Consider the following 14,038-nt stretch of genomic DNA (forward strand, 5'->3'; position numbering starts at 1 on the left):
TGGAGGGGAGGCCCGGCGGCTGTAGCGTGTCGGGCGCCATGAGTGCCCCCGCCCGCCCATCGAGTGTCCCGCCCACCGCCGAGTACCTCCCCGAAACGAACCAGTGGGGTGACGGCCCCCGCTTCGAAGGGAAGCGCCATGGCCGCTGGCGCTTCTGGCGGAAGGACGGCTCACTCCAGGAAGAGAGCGACTACCAGCAGGACGTCGAGCAAGGGCGCTCGGTGCGGTACCACCCTGATGGCTCGCGCTCCGTGGAGCAACGGGTCGAAGGTGGACGGGCTGTCGAGCTCACCCTGTACCTCACCGACAAGCCCACCGACGAGCCCCAGCCCGCGCTGCCACCCGCCATCCGCAAGGTGCATGTGCTGTTCGAGGACGGCTGGCAGAAGTTCATCCAGTTCCTCGGCGAGGCGGACCAGCCCCTGACCGCGGCAGGTGCGCCGGCGCCAGCGAGGCCCGCCGGCGTCCCGGAGGGCACCTACCTCACCGACGCAGCGGACGCGTGGAAGACGGGCCTCTTCGACAACCGGGGGTACTTCAAGGGACTGCACCGGTTCTGGACGCTGAGCGGCGAGCTCATGGTGGTGCGCTACCACTCCGAGAAGCGGGGGACCGTGGGCAGCAGGAGCCCGTACGTCAAGCCGAACGGCAACCCGCTGGTCCACGCCGCCGCCGAAGGGGATACCCCGGCCCTCGAGGAGCTGCTGGCGCTGGGCTTCGGGCATGAGCCCGGCGCCGCGCTGCATGCCGGGCTCGAAGGCCTGCCGGAGCTGGCGAAGCGGCTCGTCACGCTCCCGGCCGGTCTGCCGTTCCGACCGCTGGAAGAGAAAGCGCGACCCAAGGCACTTCCCTCCGAGGCCGTCTGGGTCCCGGGGATGGAGCGATGGATTGTCGGCAGGGTGGACCCGGAGCACGGGCCGGTGGGGACCTGGAAGGTGTGGAAGCTCTACCGCGTCGACGAGAGTGGCGAGCTGAGAGGCCGCGTCCAGGAGGTCGAGTTCCAGGGCGGCCTCCGACGCTATCAGTGCGAGTCCGTGCTCCCGGAGCAGCTCGGCAGGAAGGAGGAGGAGGACTGGTTCGACGAGACGGGTCGCTGCGTCCGGAGCCGGGCCTATGACCAGCCGGAGGGCTTCAGCGAGCTGGTGCGGCTCCCCTCGGGCGAGTCCATCCGGCGATGGGCGAAGCTCCCGGACCTCCCCTTGCGCGAGGAGCGCCTGGATGCGCGGGAGGAGCGCGTCAGCGTCCGAAGCTTCGACGGCGAGGGCCGGCTGCGGACGGAGGTGCTGTCAGCCGAGGGGCGCGGACGCGTCTTCGACGTGCACGGCGCCGTGGTGGCCGAGGGCAGCGTCGAGGGCGAGCAGCTCACCGGACGCTGGACGCTGCACCTGGCGGGCGCGGAAAGACAGGAGCTCGACGTCGATGGACTCGCGCTCTCCGCGACGGCGGACGTCGGGACGTTGCTGCCGCTCATCCTCCAGATGCAGAGAAGCCCCGTCCCGCCATTCCTGAGGCAGGCGCTGGACATGGAGTGGGGAGGCCTCGAGAGCTACTTCAACCTCGACTCGAAGCAGGTCCCCTCCCTGTTGCGCATCATCGCCCTCGACCACCCGGCGGCCGTCGAGCACGGCCTCGATGCGCTGCGCGAGAACCTGTACCACCAGGGCACGGTCTCGGAGCTCGCCGGGCCGGTGCTCCCCTGGCTGTGCGCCATCACCGCGACCTTCGAGAACGAGGCCGCGCTCGAGCGGATGCTCCCGTTCCTCGTGGACGTCGGCACGCGTGGCTACAAGCTCGATGCCGCCAACAGGCTGAAGAAGGCGTTCCGCCAGCGAAAGGGAGACCAGCCGTCGCAGGCCACCGAGGCCCTGGAGAAGGCGGGCCGCGCGCCCGTCTACGGCCCCTTCCTGCTCGCGCTGGTCGACAGCGTGGAGGCCTGGGTCCGGCTGTCGGGACATGCGAACCCCGAGGTGAGCAAAGCGGCGACCTGGCTCCTCGGCCTCACGGACCACCCGCGTGCCGCCAGCGCGCTGTGCATGCTGCTCGAAGGCCCGGCGAGCTCCGCGCTGCACCAGACCGCCGCCCGGGTGCTGTCGCTCCACCCGGCCACCGACGCCACCCGTGCGGCGCTCGAACGCACGCTGGGCTCGGAGGACGCGCACGTCCGGGGCGAGGCCGCCATGAGCTGGCTTCGACTCCACCTGCCGGACAGGGACAGGGCGGTAGCGGTGCTGCTGGAGCAGGTGCAAGCGCAGAGCACGGAGGCCGTGGTGGTGCTCACGCTGCTTCCCGCCACGGAGCGGATGCGGTACCTGGGCTCGCTCCTCCAGGTCCTGTCCCGGGCGGACCTGAGCTCGGTCTACGGAGTCGCCCGCGCGGCGCTCGCCACCGCGTTCCCGAAAGGCGTCGGCGAGGCGCTCTCCGAGCCCCAGCGCGAGGTGCTTCAGACGCTCGTGGGGAACACGGCCTTCTGGAGGCTCGACGTCAACGCCGCCGAGGTGCTCAGCGAGGTGGGACTTCCGACGCGGCTCACACAGGTGGAAGCGCTCCTCCGAGGCGTGCGGGATGGCGGAGAGGGCAATGGCAGCGGGTACCACTCCGCCGCCAGCGGGCTCGACGGGCCGAGCGTTGCCTCCTTCCGCGAGGAAGAAGGCACGTAGGCCGCAACGGGGGGCCGCTCCCTCCGAGCAGGGGGGGCTACAGCCCTTCCCCGAGAACCCCGGTGACCTCGTAGGCCAGACGCTCCGCCTGCTCAGGGGTGATGTCGCCGAGCAGTCCCTCGACAATCATGCGGGCCAGACCGAAGGTGAGTGCCTGGGCCGCGAGGACGCCCGCGGTGCGGCGCACGAGCGTGGGAGTCGCCTCTCCGCCCCGCCGTTTTCCGAGAATCACGTCCATCGCCTCGAGGTTCATCGCCGACATCCGCTGCAGGACGGGGGAGTCGGCAATCACGTCGGCCCGGCTGAGCACGGCGAAGTAGGCGGGCTCCTCCACCGCGAACCGGACGTAGGCCACCCCACGCGCGCGGTGGGCCTCGACCGGCTCCTCCTGGGCGCGGGCAGCTGCCTCCATCCGTGCCTGAAGCCGCTGCGCGGCGTCTTCCGCCAGCGCGACGAGCAGGGCCTGACGGTTCGGAAAGTGCCGGAAGGGAGCCGCCACCGAGACCCCCGTGCGGCGGGCGAGCTCGTTCATCTTCACGGCGTCCACGCCGTGCTCGGTGATGGTCTCCAGCGCCGCCTGCAGGAGCGCCGTCCGCAGCTGCCCGTGGTGGTAGGCGTCCCGCGTCTTGCGCTCCGGCTCCGTCTTGCTGCTCCTGCGCGCCACCGGCAGACCTCCTTCTTGCTTGCTCACCCAGAGGATGGATGCTACCAATGTGAGTGTCACTAACATGATTCGACGTGCTCAGCAGGGGCAGCGGCGTGGATGGCGGGCCTGGTGGCGCCATCCGCGAGCGGCAGGCAGCCCCTTTTTTCGGGTCTCGATGTTAGTGAAACTTACATCGCATGCCGGTGAGGTCGTTTGCTCCGGAGGAAGAGGCAGTCATGAGGTCAGCGTGGATTTGGCTATTCCTGTGCGTCAGCGTCGGCTGGTCCACCCGTGCCAGGGCGGAGGAGGGAAGGCGTGGGCTCGTGCTCGGAGTGGCCTTCGGTGTCTCCTCCATCCGGACCTCGGTGGATGAGCTGCCAGCCCAGGCCGAGCTCACACCGTCGTTTCCGAACCTCAAGATTGGAGCAATGCTCCGGCACGACACCGCGCTGCTCCTGCACCTTCCCGGCAGCATCTACCGGTACACGGGGAGCGGCAGGGAGCGGGACAGGGGCTTCGAGGGCGTCATTCCGTCCCTGCAGTTCTGGCTGTTGGACCGGTGGTGGGTCATGGGCGGCGTCGGGCTGACGCTCGATGCGCCCGCCTTCTATGACGTGAAGAGCAAGGGCGAGGGGAAGTTCCATGTGGGGCCGTCCGTGACGCTCGGGACCGGCTTCGAGGTCTTCAGGGCGGGGCGCTTCGTCGTGGACGTCCAGGGCCGGGGCCACTACGGCTCCGCCAGTGTCCCGGAGGGGACGCGAAAGGGCCTGGCCTTCAATCTGCTGGCTGGCCTCAACTGGTACCAGGGGAGCTGACGGTCAGCGGCACCACCGGTCCTCGAAGCCAGCTGAGCTGGCTTCGTCTTCCAGGGAGGCCTGGAGTCGACTCCAGGCCCCGGTGCGCGCTCAGCCCTGGGCGGGCTTGGTGATGCCCAGCGCGTCCGCGTAGCTATGCAGCCCGCGGATGTGGTTGCCACCGTCGACGGCGAGCGTCTCTCCGGTCATCCACGACGCGAGGTCGCTGCAGAGGAACGACACCACCTTGGCCACGTCCTCCGGCTCGCCGCAGGCCTTGCCCAGCGGCGTGCGGGCGAGGAACTCCCGGTACATGGGGCCCTCCATGAGGCCGGCCATCTCGGCCAGCGGGGTGCGGATGGCGCCCGGGGCCACGACATTCACGCGGATGCCGTAGCGCCCCAGCTCCGAGGCCGCCACCTTCGAGAAGTTCGCGAGCCCCGCCTTGGAGGCGCAGTAGTGGGCGAGCCCGTCCGTCACGGCCGTCTGGTTCAGCGAGGAGATGTTGACGATGGAGCCCGGCTGCTTCGCGGCGACGAGCGCCTTGGCGACTGCCTGGGTGAACAGGAAGGGGCCCTTGAGGTTGATGTCCAGCACCTGGTCGAACTCCGCCTCCGGCAGGTCCAGCACCGGGCGGAGGGTGGCCGTCCCGGCGTTGTTGACCAGGATGCCCGGCAGACCGAATTCACGCGTAGCCACCTCGACGGCTCGCGCCACGTCCTCCGCGCGGGTGACATCGCCCGCGAGGGCCACGGCGCGCGTGCGCCCCTCCATCGCCCGGTTGAGCTCCGTGGCGGCCGCCTCCACCTTCTCCTTCGTCCGTCCGAAGAGCAGGACATTGGCTCCGTCCCGCATGAGGCGCCCGGCGATTCCCAGCCCGATGCCCTGGCCCGCTCCCGTCACGATGGCACTGCTCGATACCAGCTTCATGATGGCTCCTGTCATCCGGCTCCACCTGCGACTCTATACCTCTGGAGCCCTTGCCACGCTGGAGTGAGGCTTCAAACCCACTCGGTGCGTGCGTAGGCGGCGGCTGCTTCTTTCAGGAGCCGCAGGCTCGCCCCTTCGAGCCGGGGCCGGGACACCAGGCGCAGGGCCCGGGTGCCGAAGCCCACCGCGGCACGGATGGCCGCCTCGAGCTCGCCGACGCCCTCCTCACGCAACAGCGTCACCGACACCGTCACCTCCTCCGAGGGCGTCGCCGCCAGGAACCAGTCTTCGCTCGACGAAGCCGTGAAGCGCTCCAGGCGTCGGGCCATGGGCGAGGTGGCGCACTGGCTCACGTCGCCAGGGGCCGCGTCGGGAACGTCCACCCAGGTCAGGTGTGGCAGCGCGGACAGCGCCAGGAACGTATCCGGATGGCTCTCGCGATAGGCCCTGCCTTCCACCTCCAGCCTCCGCACCGGGAGCGGGTACGCCCCCAGCCGCCGGGCGATGGCGGCATGCATCCCATGCATCCGTGTCACGGCATGCAGGTGCGGGCTCGCGAGCCAGTCCGCGGCCAGGGGAGTCAGCGACCCGCGCAGGCTGATTTCCCGGACCGTGCCCCAGGCCGGCCCGGGCGCAGGTCGCGGCTGCTGGAAGAAGCTCATCCGGACCGAGACCGGGAAGCCCCGCTCGAAGCGGGTGGCCCCGGGGTGGATGAGCGGCCCGAGCGGCGCCTGCCACGTCAGACCATGTTGCTGCAGCAGCGCGCGGACCCGGGCCTCGTCGGGCTGGGACGCGCACTGGAGCATGATGAACTCCCCCAGCGGGTCGTCCTGCTCCAGCAGGAGGTCCGCCAGCACCAGGCGCGCGCTGTCGTCATCCGGATGGGAGTACACGCGCGACAGCAGTTCCTCTGACGCCTCCTTCTGACTCATGAGGACCCCCGGGAAGAAGCTGCGCCGAGGATAGCGCCGATGGGACCCACGCACGCCACCCGGGGGGGGCGCTGGAGGAATTCCCATCCTGGGTGGAGCCTCCGCGCCTATCTTCCGGCAAATGAGCGACGCCCTCTTCAAAGCCATCGGCAACGACGACGCCGACGCCATCCGCGCAGCCCTCGCGAACGGGGCATCCTTGGAGGCCCGCACCCGCCAGGGCCTGAGCCCCCTGGCGTGGGCCTGCCTGCGCTCCGAGCCCATCGCCGTGCGAGCCCTGCTGGACGCGGGCGCTCCGGTGAATGTGGAGGCGGCGCCCGGCCAGTCCCTGCTCGGCTTCGCCATCTTCAACAGCTGGAAGCACAAGAGTGTCGCCACCCTCGAGCTGCTGCTGGACGCGGGCGCCGACGTGAATGGGGTGGAGGACGGCGGGCTCACGCCGCTGCACCAGGCCGCGCTCCTGGGTCCCTACCCGGAGGACTCGGTGCGCAGCGCCCGCCTGCTCCTGAAGCGGGGCGCGGTGGTGGATGCGCGCGACGAGAATGGACAGACGCCGCTCCACATCGCGGTGGGAACCATCGCCGAGGAGACGGTCGACGCACTGCTCGCGGCCGGCGCCGACCCGAACGCCAGGGACGAGGAGGGTGGCACGCCGCTCACCATCGCCATCCAGGTCTTCAGGGCCATGACGGACGGCGGCATGGACCCGGACGAGGCCGCGCTGGTGCAGGTCCACCACGTGCCACGGCTGCTGGCCGCAGGCGCGGACCCCCATGCCGCCGACGCCAACGGCGCCCGGCCCCTGCACCATGCCCTCCGCCATAAGGGGTATCCCGAGGACGTCATCTCCGCCTTGCTGAAGGCCGGCGCGGACCCGAGCCTGCCCATCTCCATCAACGGCAAGCCGATGCTCCCCCTCACGATGGCCTACCTGAAGGACTTCTCGACCGCTGTCCTCCTGGAGCTCATCGACCACGGCGCGGACCCGGACGCGCCCATCGCCCAGCAGCCGGCGGGTGAGTCCCTCTTCGAGGTCGCCCGGCGCAAGAAGCCCGAGCTGGCGCTCGCCATCGAGCAGCACCGCGCCTCGAAGAAGTAGGTTTCGCGGAGGCCTTCAGGGACAGGGGGGCCCGGGCTCCACCGTCACGACCCACGCGCGGCTGTCGGCATAGGTCGGGTCGCCTCCCCCGTCCGGGCGAGGCCGCCGGGGCTGGGGCTCGCGCCCCAGGATTTCGGCGTCGGCGGCGATGAGCTCCACGACGTGCGTGCCCGGCTCCCGGAGCGGGCTGTCCGGCACGCGTGGGATTTCGCTCCAGGAGAGCGGCACGGCGCGCAGCTGCTCGAGGTCGGTGTTGCGCACCACCCCATCCGCCACCAATACGTCATCGACGAACCAGCGATAGCGGATGTCGTCGTCGAGGTCCGGGTCATCGACCCGGGCGGAGAACTCCAGCGGCGCGCAGCCCTCCTCGGCGCGCACCCGCACCTCGTAGCCCTCGGGCCGCGAGAGCTCCTCCACGAGGCGGGGAGGGCGGTTCTCGAGGTAGTTGTCCCGCGTGAGGATGGGGCAGGCGGGGAGCACCACGAGCGCGAGCAGCAGCGCGGGAAGACGCGGTCGGGCGGGCCGGAGGTCCATGGTCAGAAGCGCAGCCCGAGGCCGACGCTGGCGCCGCCCGCGCCGATGCTCAGCGTGGGAGTGGGAGTGGGGGAAGAGGAAGGGCCTGGCGCCTCGGGCTCGCGCAGGTGGGCCTCGGCGGCGCCCGCGAGCCACAGGCCGAAGAAGCCCACGGTCGTGATGAGGTTCACCGTGCGCCAGCCCCGCATCCGCTCCTGGAAGGCGGGCTGGATTCCGCGCTCGGTGATGACGTGCGGCCCGTCCGCGCGCTCCACCTGGATGGTCCGGCGGTCGAGGAGCGCGTGGTAGGTGATGAAGGAGGTGATGCTGCCGAGCGCGAGCGCCCCCTCGGCTACCGCCAGCACGGTGCCCGCCGTCTTCCGGCCCTGCTGGAACTGGCCGGCGCCGAAGGGCAGCCAGGCCACCAGGGGGCGATAGGCGCTCGCGGCGCGCGTGGCCTCGGCCGTGCGCTGCCGCTGCGCCTCGAGCTCCCGGGCCTGCTGTCGCTCCACCTCCGCGCCGCGCTCGCGCTCGCGCTCCAGCGCCAGCTCCGCCTCCCGAAGGGCCTGCTCCTGACGCCGTATCGCCAGCAGCTCCGGCTCCATCACCATGCGCAGCTGCTCGAAGCGCCGCAGCGCCGGGGGCGGGATGCTGTAGGGGTCGAGCGCATGGTCGGGCACGAGCCGCAGCAACGCGCGGAAGTGGGAGTCGGACCGGTCATGCTCGCCGAGGTTGAAGGCCGAGAGCGCGGCGAGCTGGTGCAGGACGGGTTGCTCGGCCGGGGGCGCCTGGGTGAGCGCCTGCTCCGCGTCCCTCAGCACCTCCGCGAAGCGCCCATGCTCGAACGCGCGCTGCACCGTGGGAAGCGCCACGGGGGATGGGTCCGCATGCGCCAGTCGAAAGGCCGCGAGCAGAGTCGCCGCGCCGAGCACGCGGGCGAGCCGTCGGAAGGACATGGGGCGCCCTTCTAGCGGTTCGAAGTCTGTCCAGTCCAGCTTCGGGCGCTCAACCCCTGACAGCATTCAGCCTCATGGGCTACGCGACCTGGGCTTCTCTGTGAGGGACGCGCGATGAGCCGGCCTGTTCCTGGGGGAGTGGTGCCGTGAAGCACGGCGAGGCGTGTCAGCACGCCGGGACGGCAGGATTCGAGGGGCTGCCGCCGCGCTGCCCTCAGAAAGGCTCGAGGTCCCGGGTCAGCTCGCTCACGAACGCGTCGATCCGGGGCTCGGCCTCGATAGCGAGGCCCGGGAAGCCCGCCCACTCAATGCAATGTCGGAGATAGTCCACGAAGTTCAGGTCGTACATATACCCCAGGACCATCGGGTCCGCCCCCGCGAAGGGCAGCTCGATGCCATACGTACTGCCGCTGATTCCCGCCTTCATCAACTCATCGCCCGAGAGGCAGACCCGGATGGGCTCGTCGTCGTCTGAATCGGCTTCATCGCGGGGGAGCCCCCACTCGTCGATGATGTCCGGCAGCTCTCCCGCGGCAGGCATCGCCAGGGGGTCCATGTGATTCATTGCGAGACCGGTGCCGAGGTCCGGGGCCTCGTCGCCGTGCTCGTCGTCCCAGATGAAATTGATTCCGCCCACCACTTCCCAGAAGGCCTGGAGGCTGGGGGGCAGGGGGGCCTTCGTGAGGGTGACGAGGGTCGCGAGGAGCGCCGCGTCGCCCGCGGCGGGTGGCGTCCGAGGGGCACCCCCCGCCAGCCAGACCCTCCAGCCGCGCTCGGAGAGGCGAGCTGAAAGCACGTCCACGGCACGCGCCACACGCCGCATCGTCTCCCTCGCCACGGCAAGTGCCTCCTCGCGGAAGTCGCCTGCGATGGCCTCGGGCTCCCTCAAGATGCGCCACACCTCCTCATGCTCGCCGCGCAGATAGCGGGCCAGCAGATCGCCTTCCGCGTGGGTGCGTGGGGGGGCGGAAGGCGGCTGGTAGGCCGAGTCCCCGAGCACGAGGTCCACCAGCTCGGGGTCGGCGTGTTCGAGGGCGCTGGTCGCCGTGTGCTTGAAGCGCGCGTCGCGTCGAAGCCGGTTGCAGAGCATCACCCAGCGACGGTCCTCCCTGAACCAGGCGGGGGCTCGCGGCTCGCTCCACTCCGGCTTCAGGTTGCCAGTCCCGTCGGGGCGGCGCGCGCTCGGCGAGAACGTCCTGAGGACGTACCCTGGGACGATGGCGCCTCCCGGTAGCCGGAGCGACTCCCGCTCGAAATACGGAGCGAAGCGCTCGTAGGCGGCCGAGGCATCGGCGTCGAAGATGGCCCATATGGCCAGGATGACGGACATCCGGTCGGCATCCTCGAGCCAGGCTTCGAGCGCGGCTCTTGCCTCGGGACCTCCGATGGCGCGGAGCGCCTCACCCGCCGCCGTGCGGACGAGAGGCAGCGCGCAGTGGGCCCACAGCTCCGCGAGCACCGGCACGGCGGGTTCGTAGCGCGCCTTCCCGAGCTCGCGGACGGCTCCGGCGAGGGCCTGGACATTCTTGACGCGAGCGAGCGCGAGCCGCTCCGGCTCATGTGCCGCCTGTCGGACCTCCTCGGGAAGCAGGGCCCACTGCGTGCGTGTGTAGTGGGCCCGCTTCGGGAATCCGGGCGTGAACAGCTCGGAGCTCCGCAGCTCGTTGAGGAGGGTCTCGGGTCCCATCGCGTCCCCTTTTCAAGGGCCAGTATAGCGGGCATTCCGGCTGGGCTGACCGAGGGGCACGGCGGCCGGGTGTGCGTCCATGGGCCACACCCACGGAACGAGCACCACGAGCGTGGCGAGCATCAGCGCGGTGAGCGGCCCTCCGAGCCGGAGGAAGTCGCTGAAGCGGTAGCGCCCGGGCCCGAAGACGAGCATGCAGCTCGGCTCCAGGGGCGTGAGGAACGAGCACGAAGCGGCGAGCGCAATCCCCATGGCGAAGCTGCGAGGGTCCACGCCCAGCCCCGCCGCCGCGCTGATTCCCACCGGCAGCACGACGAGCGCCGCGGCCTGGTTGCTCATCGGGATGGAGAGGACCACCGTCAGCAGCATCAGGCACAGCAGCACCAGTCGAGGGCCGCCCACCTCCGCGAGCCCCGAGGCGAAGCCGCCGAGCAGCTGCCCCGCCCCGCTCTTCTCCATCGCGAGCCCGAGCGCCATCATCGACCCGATGAGCAGCACCACCCGCCAGTCGATGCGGAACACGAGCTTCGCGTCCAGACACCCCGTCAGCACCATGAGCAGCACGCCGGCCACTCCCGCGAGTGACAGGGAGACCACGCCCGTCGACCCCACCACGAGCGCCGTGACGAAGATGAGGCTGGCGAGCAGCGCCCGCGAGCGACGCGGAAGCGGCAGGAAGTCCAGGTCCGGCATCAGCAGCAGCGAGGGCTCGTCCATCAGCGCGTGAAGGCGCTCGCGCGGGCCGCAGAGCAGCAGCGCGTCTCCCGGCTCCAGCCGCACGCTCCGCAGGGAGCCCAGCTCCCGCGACTGCAGGGGCCGCTGGATGGACGGGTGGCGGTGGAGCGCCAGCAGCCGGACGCCGAGGCGCCGCGAGAAGCCCACGTCGCCCACCCGGACTCCCGAGACGCCGCTCGTCGGCTGCACGATGGCCTCGGCGAGCACGGACTCCGTCCCGCGCCGCGCCGTCGGCGACTCCAGGTCGTGCGCCGTCACCAGGCCGCGCAGCTGGCCCGGACGCAGGATGTCCCGGCGCCGCCCGCCGAGCAGCAGCCGGTCACCCGCCGCGAGGCGGACGTCCGGCCCCGGAGCCCCGCGGGCCCCCGCTCGCGTGAGCGACACCACCTCGAGCCCCACGCGGCGCTCCAGCCACACCAGCCCCTTGCCGATGAGCCGGGAGCCCTCGGGGACCAGCACCTCGGTGACGAAGTGGCGGCCGCGCGCGCCTTCCGTCTCCGCGCCCGTGCGAGCGGGAAGGACCCGGGGCGCCAGGAGGACGACCAGCGCGATGCCCAGGAGCGCAATGGGCACCCCGGCGGGGGTCAGCTCGACGAGACCGATGGGCCCGAGGCCCAGGTCGTCGAGACGCGCGGAGACCACCAGGTTGGTGGAGGTGCCGTAGAGGAAGCCCATCCCGCCCAGCATGGAGGCGAAGGCGAGCGGCATGAGGACCCAGCTGCGGCGCAGCCTCGCGGCCTTCGCCGCGCGCAGGACGACCGGGAGGAAGGCCGCCGTCGTGACGGTGTTGGAGACCACCGAGGAGAAGGCCGCGACCAGGAGCATCACCCCCAGCAGGAAGCCCCGGGGCCCCAGCCGGCCCAGGTGGGACAGCCAGCTGCCGGCCCGGTGCATCACTCCCGCGGAGGCCAGCCCCTCGGTCATCGCCAGCAGCGCGAAGATGAAGATGACCGTCTCGTTGGAGAACCCGGCGAAGGCCTCGGCGGGGGTCAGCACGCCTGTGACTCCCAGCAGGCAGACCACGGCCAGCGAGGTGACCTCGAGCGGAATCCGCTCCAGGGAGAAGAGGACGATGGTCGCCAGCACGATGGCCAGCACGAGCGAGATATCGGTCAGCATGTGACGCTCCTGGGGGAATGCTCGGGCGCGCCAGCCGCCCCCCGCTCAGGCCGCCAGTGCGTAGTGATGGGCGATGGCGCCGCAAACCTCGAGGCGACTCACCGCCGCGGGCAGCTCGTAGCGGCGCTCGATGGCTGCGACCTTCTGGGCAAGCGCGTCCTCGTGCAGGGCGTCCCGGAGCCAGCGTGAGAAGTCTCCGTGCCAGAGGTGGAAGAGCCAGGTGTCGTCGTCCACCTGCACGGCCCGCTGGCAGAAGGCGCGCAGGTTGTGCACTCGGACCTCGGGCCGTCCTCCGACGCCCCGGAAGATGAAGCCGCGGTCCCCCAGGTCGCCCTCCACCTGCTCGGGGGCCCGGCGCAGGCGCTCGGCTCGCCGTGGCGGCGCCCTCAGCCGCAGCGGCCAGCGCCCCTCGGCGACGAACCAGGCGAGCACCGCATGCTCCGCTCCCGCGTGCAGGGGCGGATGCAGCGCCGTCTCGTCGAGCGCCCTGGCGAGCTGCTGGATGGCCCGGCCCGGCGCCGGCCCCACCCCCACCGCGACGTCCATCTGCCGGAGGATGGGACGCGCCACCGCCTCCGGGTCATCGACTCGCAGGAGCGTCTCCCGCAGCTTCGGCGCGTCGCGATGCGCGGCCTCCGCGCCGGCGGGCCACAGGCGCTCCGCGCCGTTGACGATGAGCCAGTGGGGGCGTCCCGTCCGCAGCCGCATTCCCTCGAGCGCCTGGAGCAGCTCGCGGAAGAAGCCGGGCTGCGCTTCAGGCGGCACCGCGGCGAGGCTCACCACGGGCTTCACGGACGGCGCCGTCAGGGCGGCCATCACCTGCTGCACGCGGGGCGCCTGCAGCCGGCCGCCCAGCTTCACCAGGTCGTCGCGCAGCTCGAAGTCTCCGATGCAGTCGATGACGCAGGGCTGGTACCGCCGCTGGACCAGGCGCGCGAGGAAGCCCCGCACGTAGCTGGCACCCTCGCCGCCGCGCGGACCGACGACGAGGAGGTTCTGGCCGTACGCGGGGATGCCCACGCGCTCGCCCGCCGGGTCGTACCCGAGCGTCAGCACCTCTCGCGGCGTCCACGCCTCCGTGGCCTGAAGGTCGTGCTGGACCAGCTCCTCGACGAGCTCGACCACCGCCGCGCCCGCCGAGCCTCGCGTCGTGAAGGCTGCCTGTTCCTTGAGCGCCGGCAGGGCATTGGCGACCGCCACCGCGCACTCGCTCACGCCGAGCAGCGAGTGGTCGTTGGCGCCAGCACCGAGGCTGACGACCTCATGCACGGACATCCCGAGCGACAGCAGGGCCTCGCGCAGTCCCTCGCCCTTGTTGATGCCCGGCGGCACGGCCAGGACACGCTCTCCGGCGAAGATGACCTGTAGCTCGAGGCCCAGCTCGCCGATGGCCTCGACGAACGTGCTGGCCCGGGCGCGCGGGGCGTAGACCACCGCCTGGCCGCGCACGAGCGGAGTGACACCGCGCTGGAGCATCGCGCTGACGAAGGCCTCGGGAACCGGGCGGCAGAGGGCCGTGCTCTCGCGGCGCGAGGGCCAATAGAGGAGCGCACCGTTCTCCGCGACGATGCAGTCGAAGGGCTCCAGGGACGAGAAGACCGGGGAGAGCTCCGCGAGCCGCTGCGAGGTGACCAGGATGATGCGGCGCCCGGTGCGGCGCAGCCGGGTGAGCGCGGCCAGCGCGGACGCCTCGGCACGTCCGCCGGTCGCGAGGGTTCCATCCAGATTCATGGCAAGGGCGAGGTAGCGCATGGCGGCCTTGGGCAAGAGGAAGGGGGAAGCCCGAATCGGAGCGGGGCCGTTCGCACGGCGCGACGCTCCGCGCGCTCCAATGCGGAGGCGCTTCGCGGCGCATTGCTCCACTCAGCGAGCGCGAGACACCTCTACGAGCGAGGTGGCTCAGCGAGCGGAAGCCAGGCTGCAGCCCTGTGGCGGACGCACGACCGAAGGCGCGGCCCTGCCCGGCG

11 protein-coding genes are annotated in these 14,038 nt (G+C 71.3%); 3 read left to right on the top strand and 8 right to left on the bottom strand.

All coding sequences use genetic code 11. The features are described from left to right. The first annotated feature begins 38 nt into the window (after positions 1 to 38). The gene (locus LXT23_RS41475) at positions 39 to 2,657 is read left to right on the top strand and encodes a HEAT repeat domain-containing protein (protein ID WP_253986009.1); all 2,619 of its coding nucleotides are present in this window, start codon (positions 39 to 41) and stop codon (positions 2,655 to 2,657) included. A gap of 37 nt (positions 2,658 to 2,694) precedes the next feature. On the opposite strand, the gene LXT23_RS41480 is transcribed toward LXT23_RS41475, so the two are convergent. After that, a complete protein-coding gene (locus LXT23_RS41480) occupies positions 2,695 to 3,321 on the bottom strand; it encodes a TetR/AcrR family transcriptional regulator (RefSeq protein ID WP_253986010.1) in 627 nt (208 codons plus the stop codon). Between the two features lie 305 nt (positions 3,322 to 3,626). On the opposite strand from LXT23_RS41480, the gene LXT23_RS41485 reads away from it, so the two are divergent. Beyond that, entirely contained in the window at positions 3,627 to 4,118 is a 492-nt protein-coding gene (locus LXT23_RS41485; protein WP_253986011.1) for a hypothetical protein, read from the top strand. A 90-nt stretch (positions 4,119 to 4,208) separates the two neighbouring features. Here the strand turns inward: LXT23_RS41485 and LXT23_RS41490 are convergent, their stop codons facing one another. After that, the gene (locus tag LXT23_RS41490; RefSeq protein WP_253986012.1) at positions 4,209 to 5,027 is read right to left on the bottom strand and encodes an SDR family NAD(P)-dependent oxidoreductase; all 819 of its coding nucleotides are present in this window, start codon (positions 5,025 to 5,027) and stop codon (positions 4,209 to 4,211) included. A 71-nt stretch (positions 5,028 to 5,098) separates the two neighbouring features. After that, a complete protein-coding gene (locus LXT23_RS41495; RefSeq protein ID WP_253986013.1) occupies positions 5,099 to 5,959 on the bottom strand; it encodes a TIGR02996 domain-containing protein in 861 nt (286 codons plus the stop codon). Between the two features lie 121 nt (positions 5,960 to 6,080). Between LXT23_RS41495 and LXT23_RS41500 the strand changes: the two genes are divergently transcribed. Next, entirely contained in the window at positions 6,081 to 7,058 is a 978-nt protein-coding gene (locus LXT23_RS41500) for an ankyrin repeat domain-containing protein (RefSeq protein WP_253986014.1), read from the top strand. A gap of 15 nt (positions 7,059 to 7,073) precedes the next feature. Here LXT23_RS41500 and LXT23_RS41505 read toward each other — a convergent pair whose 3' ends face one another. The 5 genes from LXT23_RS41505 to LXT23_RS41525 all read right to left on the bottom strand — a co-directional run bounded on the left by LXT23_RS41505 (position 7,074) and on the right by LXT23_RS41525 (position 13,823). Further along, positions 7,074 to 7,595: a hypothetical protein gene (locus LXT23_RS41505; RefSeq protein WP_253986015.1), complete on the bottom strand. Its 522-nt coding sequence runs from the start codon at positions 7,593 to 7,595 to the stop codon at positions 7,074 to 7,076. A gap of 2 nt (positions 7,596 to 7,597) precedes the next feature. Next, complete coding sequence (locus LXT23_RS41510) at positions 7,598 to 8,530, bottom strand: hypothetical protein (protein ID WP_253986016.1); 933 nt, start codon at positions 8,528 to 8,530, stop codon at positions 7,598 to 7,600. Positions 8,531 to 8,744: 214 nt separating this feature from the next. After that, a complete protein-coding gene (locus LXT23_RS41515) occupies positions 8,745 to 10,217 on the bottom strand; it encodes a HEAT repeat domain-containing protein (protein WP_253986017.1) in 1,473 nt (490 codons plus the stop codon). Positions 10,218 to 10,229: 12 nt separating this feature from the next. Beyond that, on the bottom strand, positions 10,230 to 12,071 hold the full coding sequence (locus LXT23_RS41520) for an SLC13 family permease (RefSeq protein WP_253986018.1): 1,842 nt from the start codon (positions 12,069 to 12,071) through the stop codon (positions 10,230 to 10,232). Positions 12,072 to 12,116: 45 nt separating this feature from the next. Continuing rightward, the gene (locus LXT23_RS41525) at positions 12,117 to 13,823 is read right to left on the bottom strand and encodes an HAD hydrolase family protein (RefSeq protein ID WP_253986019.1); all 1,707 of its coding nucleotides are present in this window, start codon (positions 13,821 to 13,823) and stop codon (positions 12,117 to 12,119) included. Positions 13,824 to 14,038 lie beyond the last annotated feature (215 nt).

This window comes from Pyxidicoccus xibeiensis (assembly GCF_024198175.1).
In the GTDB taxonomy this organism is placed as follows: Bacteria; Myxococcota; Myxococcia; order Myxococcales; family Myxococcaceae; genus Myxococcus; species Myxococcus xibeiensis.

What these genes read in the sequence shown, in the direction of transcription:
- LXT23_RS41475 (WP_253986009.1), top strand. Translation starts at nt 39, where the DNA reads ATGAGTGCCCCCGCCCGCCCATCGAGTGTCCCGCCCACCGCCGAGTAC.
- LXT23_RS41490 (WP_253986012.1), bottom strand. Translation starts at nt 5,027, where the DNA reads ATGAAGCTGGTATCGAGCAGTGCCATCGTGACGGGAGCGGGCCAGGGC.
- LXT23_RS41495 (WP_253986013.1), bottom strand. Translation starts at nt 5,959, where the DNA reads ATGAGTCAGAAGGAGGCGTCAGAGGAACTGCTGTCGCGCGTGTACTCC.
- LXT23_RS41500 (WP_253986014.1), top strand. Translation starts at nt 6,081, where the DNA reads ATGAGCGACGCCCTCTTCAAAGCCATCGGCAACGACGACGCCGACGCC.
- LXT23_RS41505 (WP_253986015.1), bottom strand. Translation starts at nt 7,595, where the DNA reads ATGGACCTCCGGCCCGCCCGACCGCGTCTTCCCGCGCTGCTGCTCGCG.
- LXT23_RS41510 (WP_253986016.1), bottom strand. Translation starts at nt 8,530, where the DNA reads ATGTCCTTCCGACGGCTCGCCCGCGTGCTCGGCGCGGCGACTCTGCTC.
- LXT23_RS41515 (WP_253986017.1), bottom strand. Translation starts at nt 10,217, where the DNA reads ATGGGACCCGAGACCCTCCTCAACGAGCTGCGGAGCTCCGAGCTGTTC.
- LXT23_RS41520 (WP_253986018.1), bottom strand. Translation starts at nt 12,071, where the DNA reads ATGCTGACCGATATCTCGCTCGTGCTGGCCATCGTGCTGGCGACCATC.
- LXT23_RS41525 (WP_253986019.1), bottom strand. Translation starts at nt 13,823, where the DNA reads ATGCGCTACCTCGCCCTTGCCATGAATCTGGATGGAACCCTCGCGACC.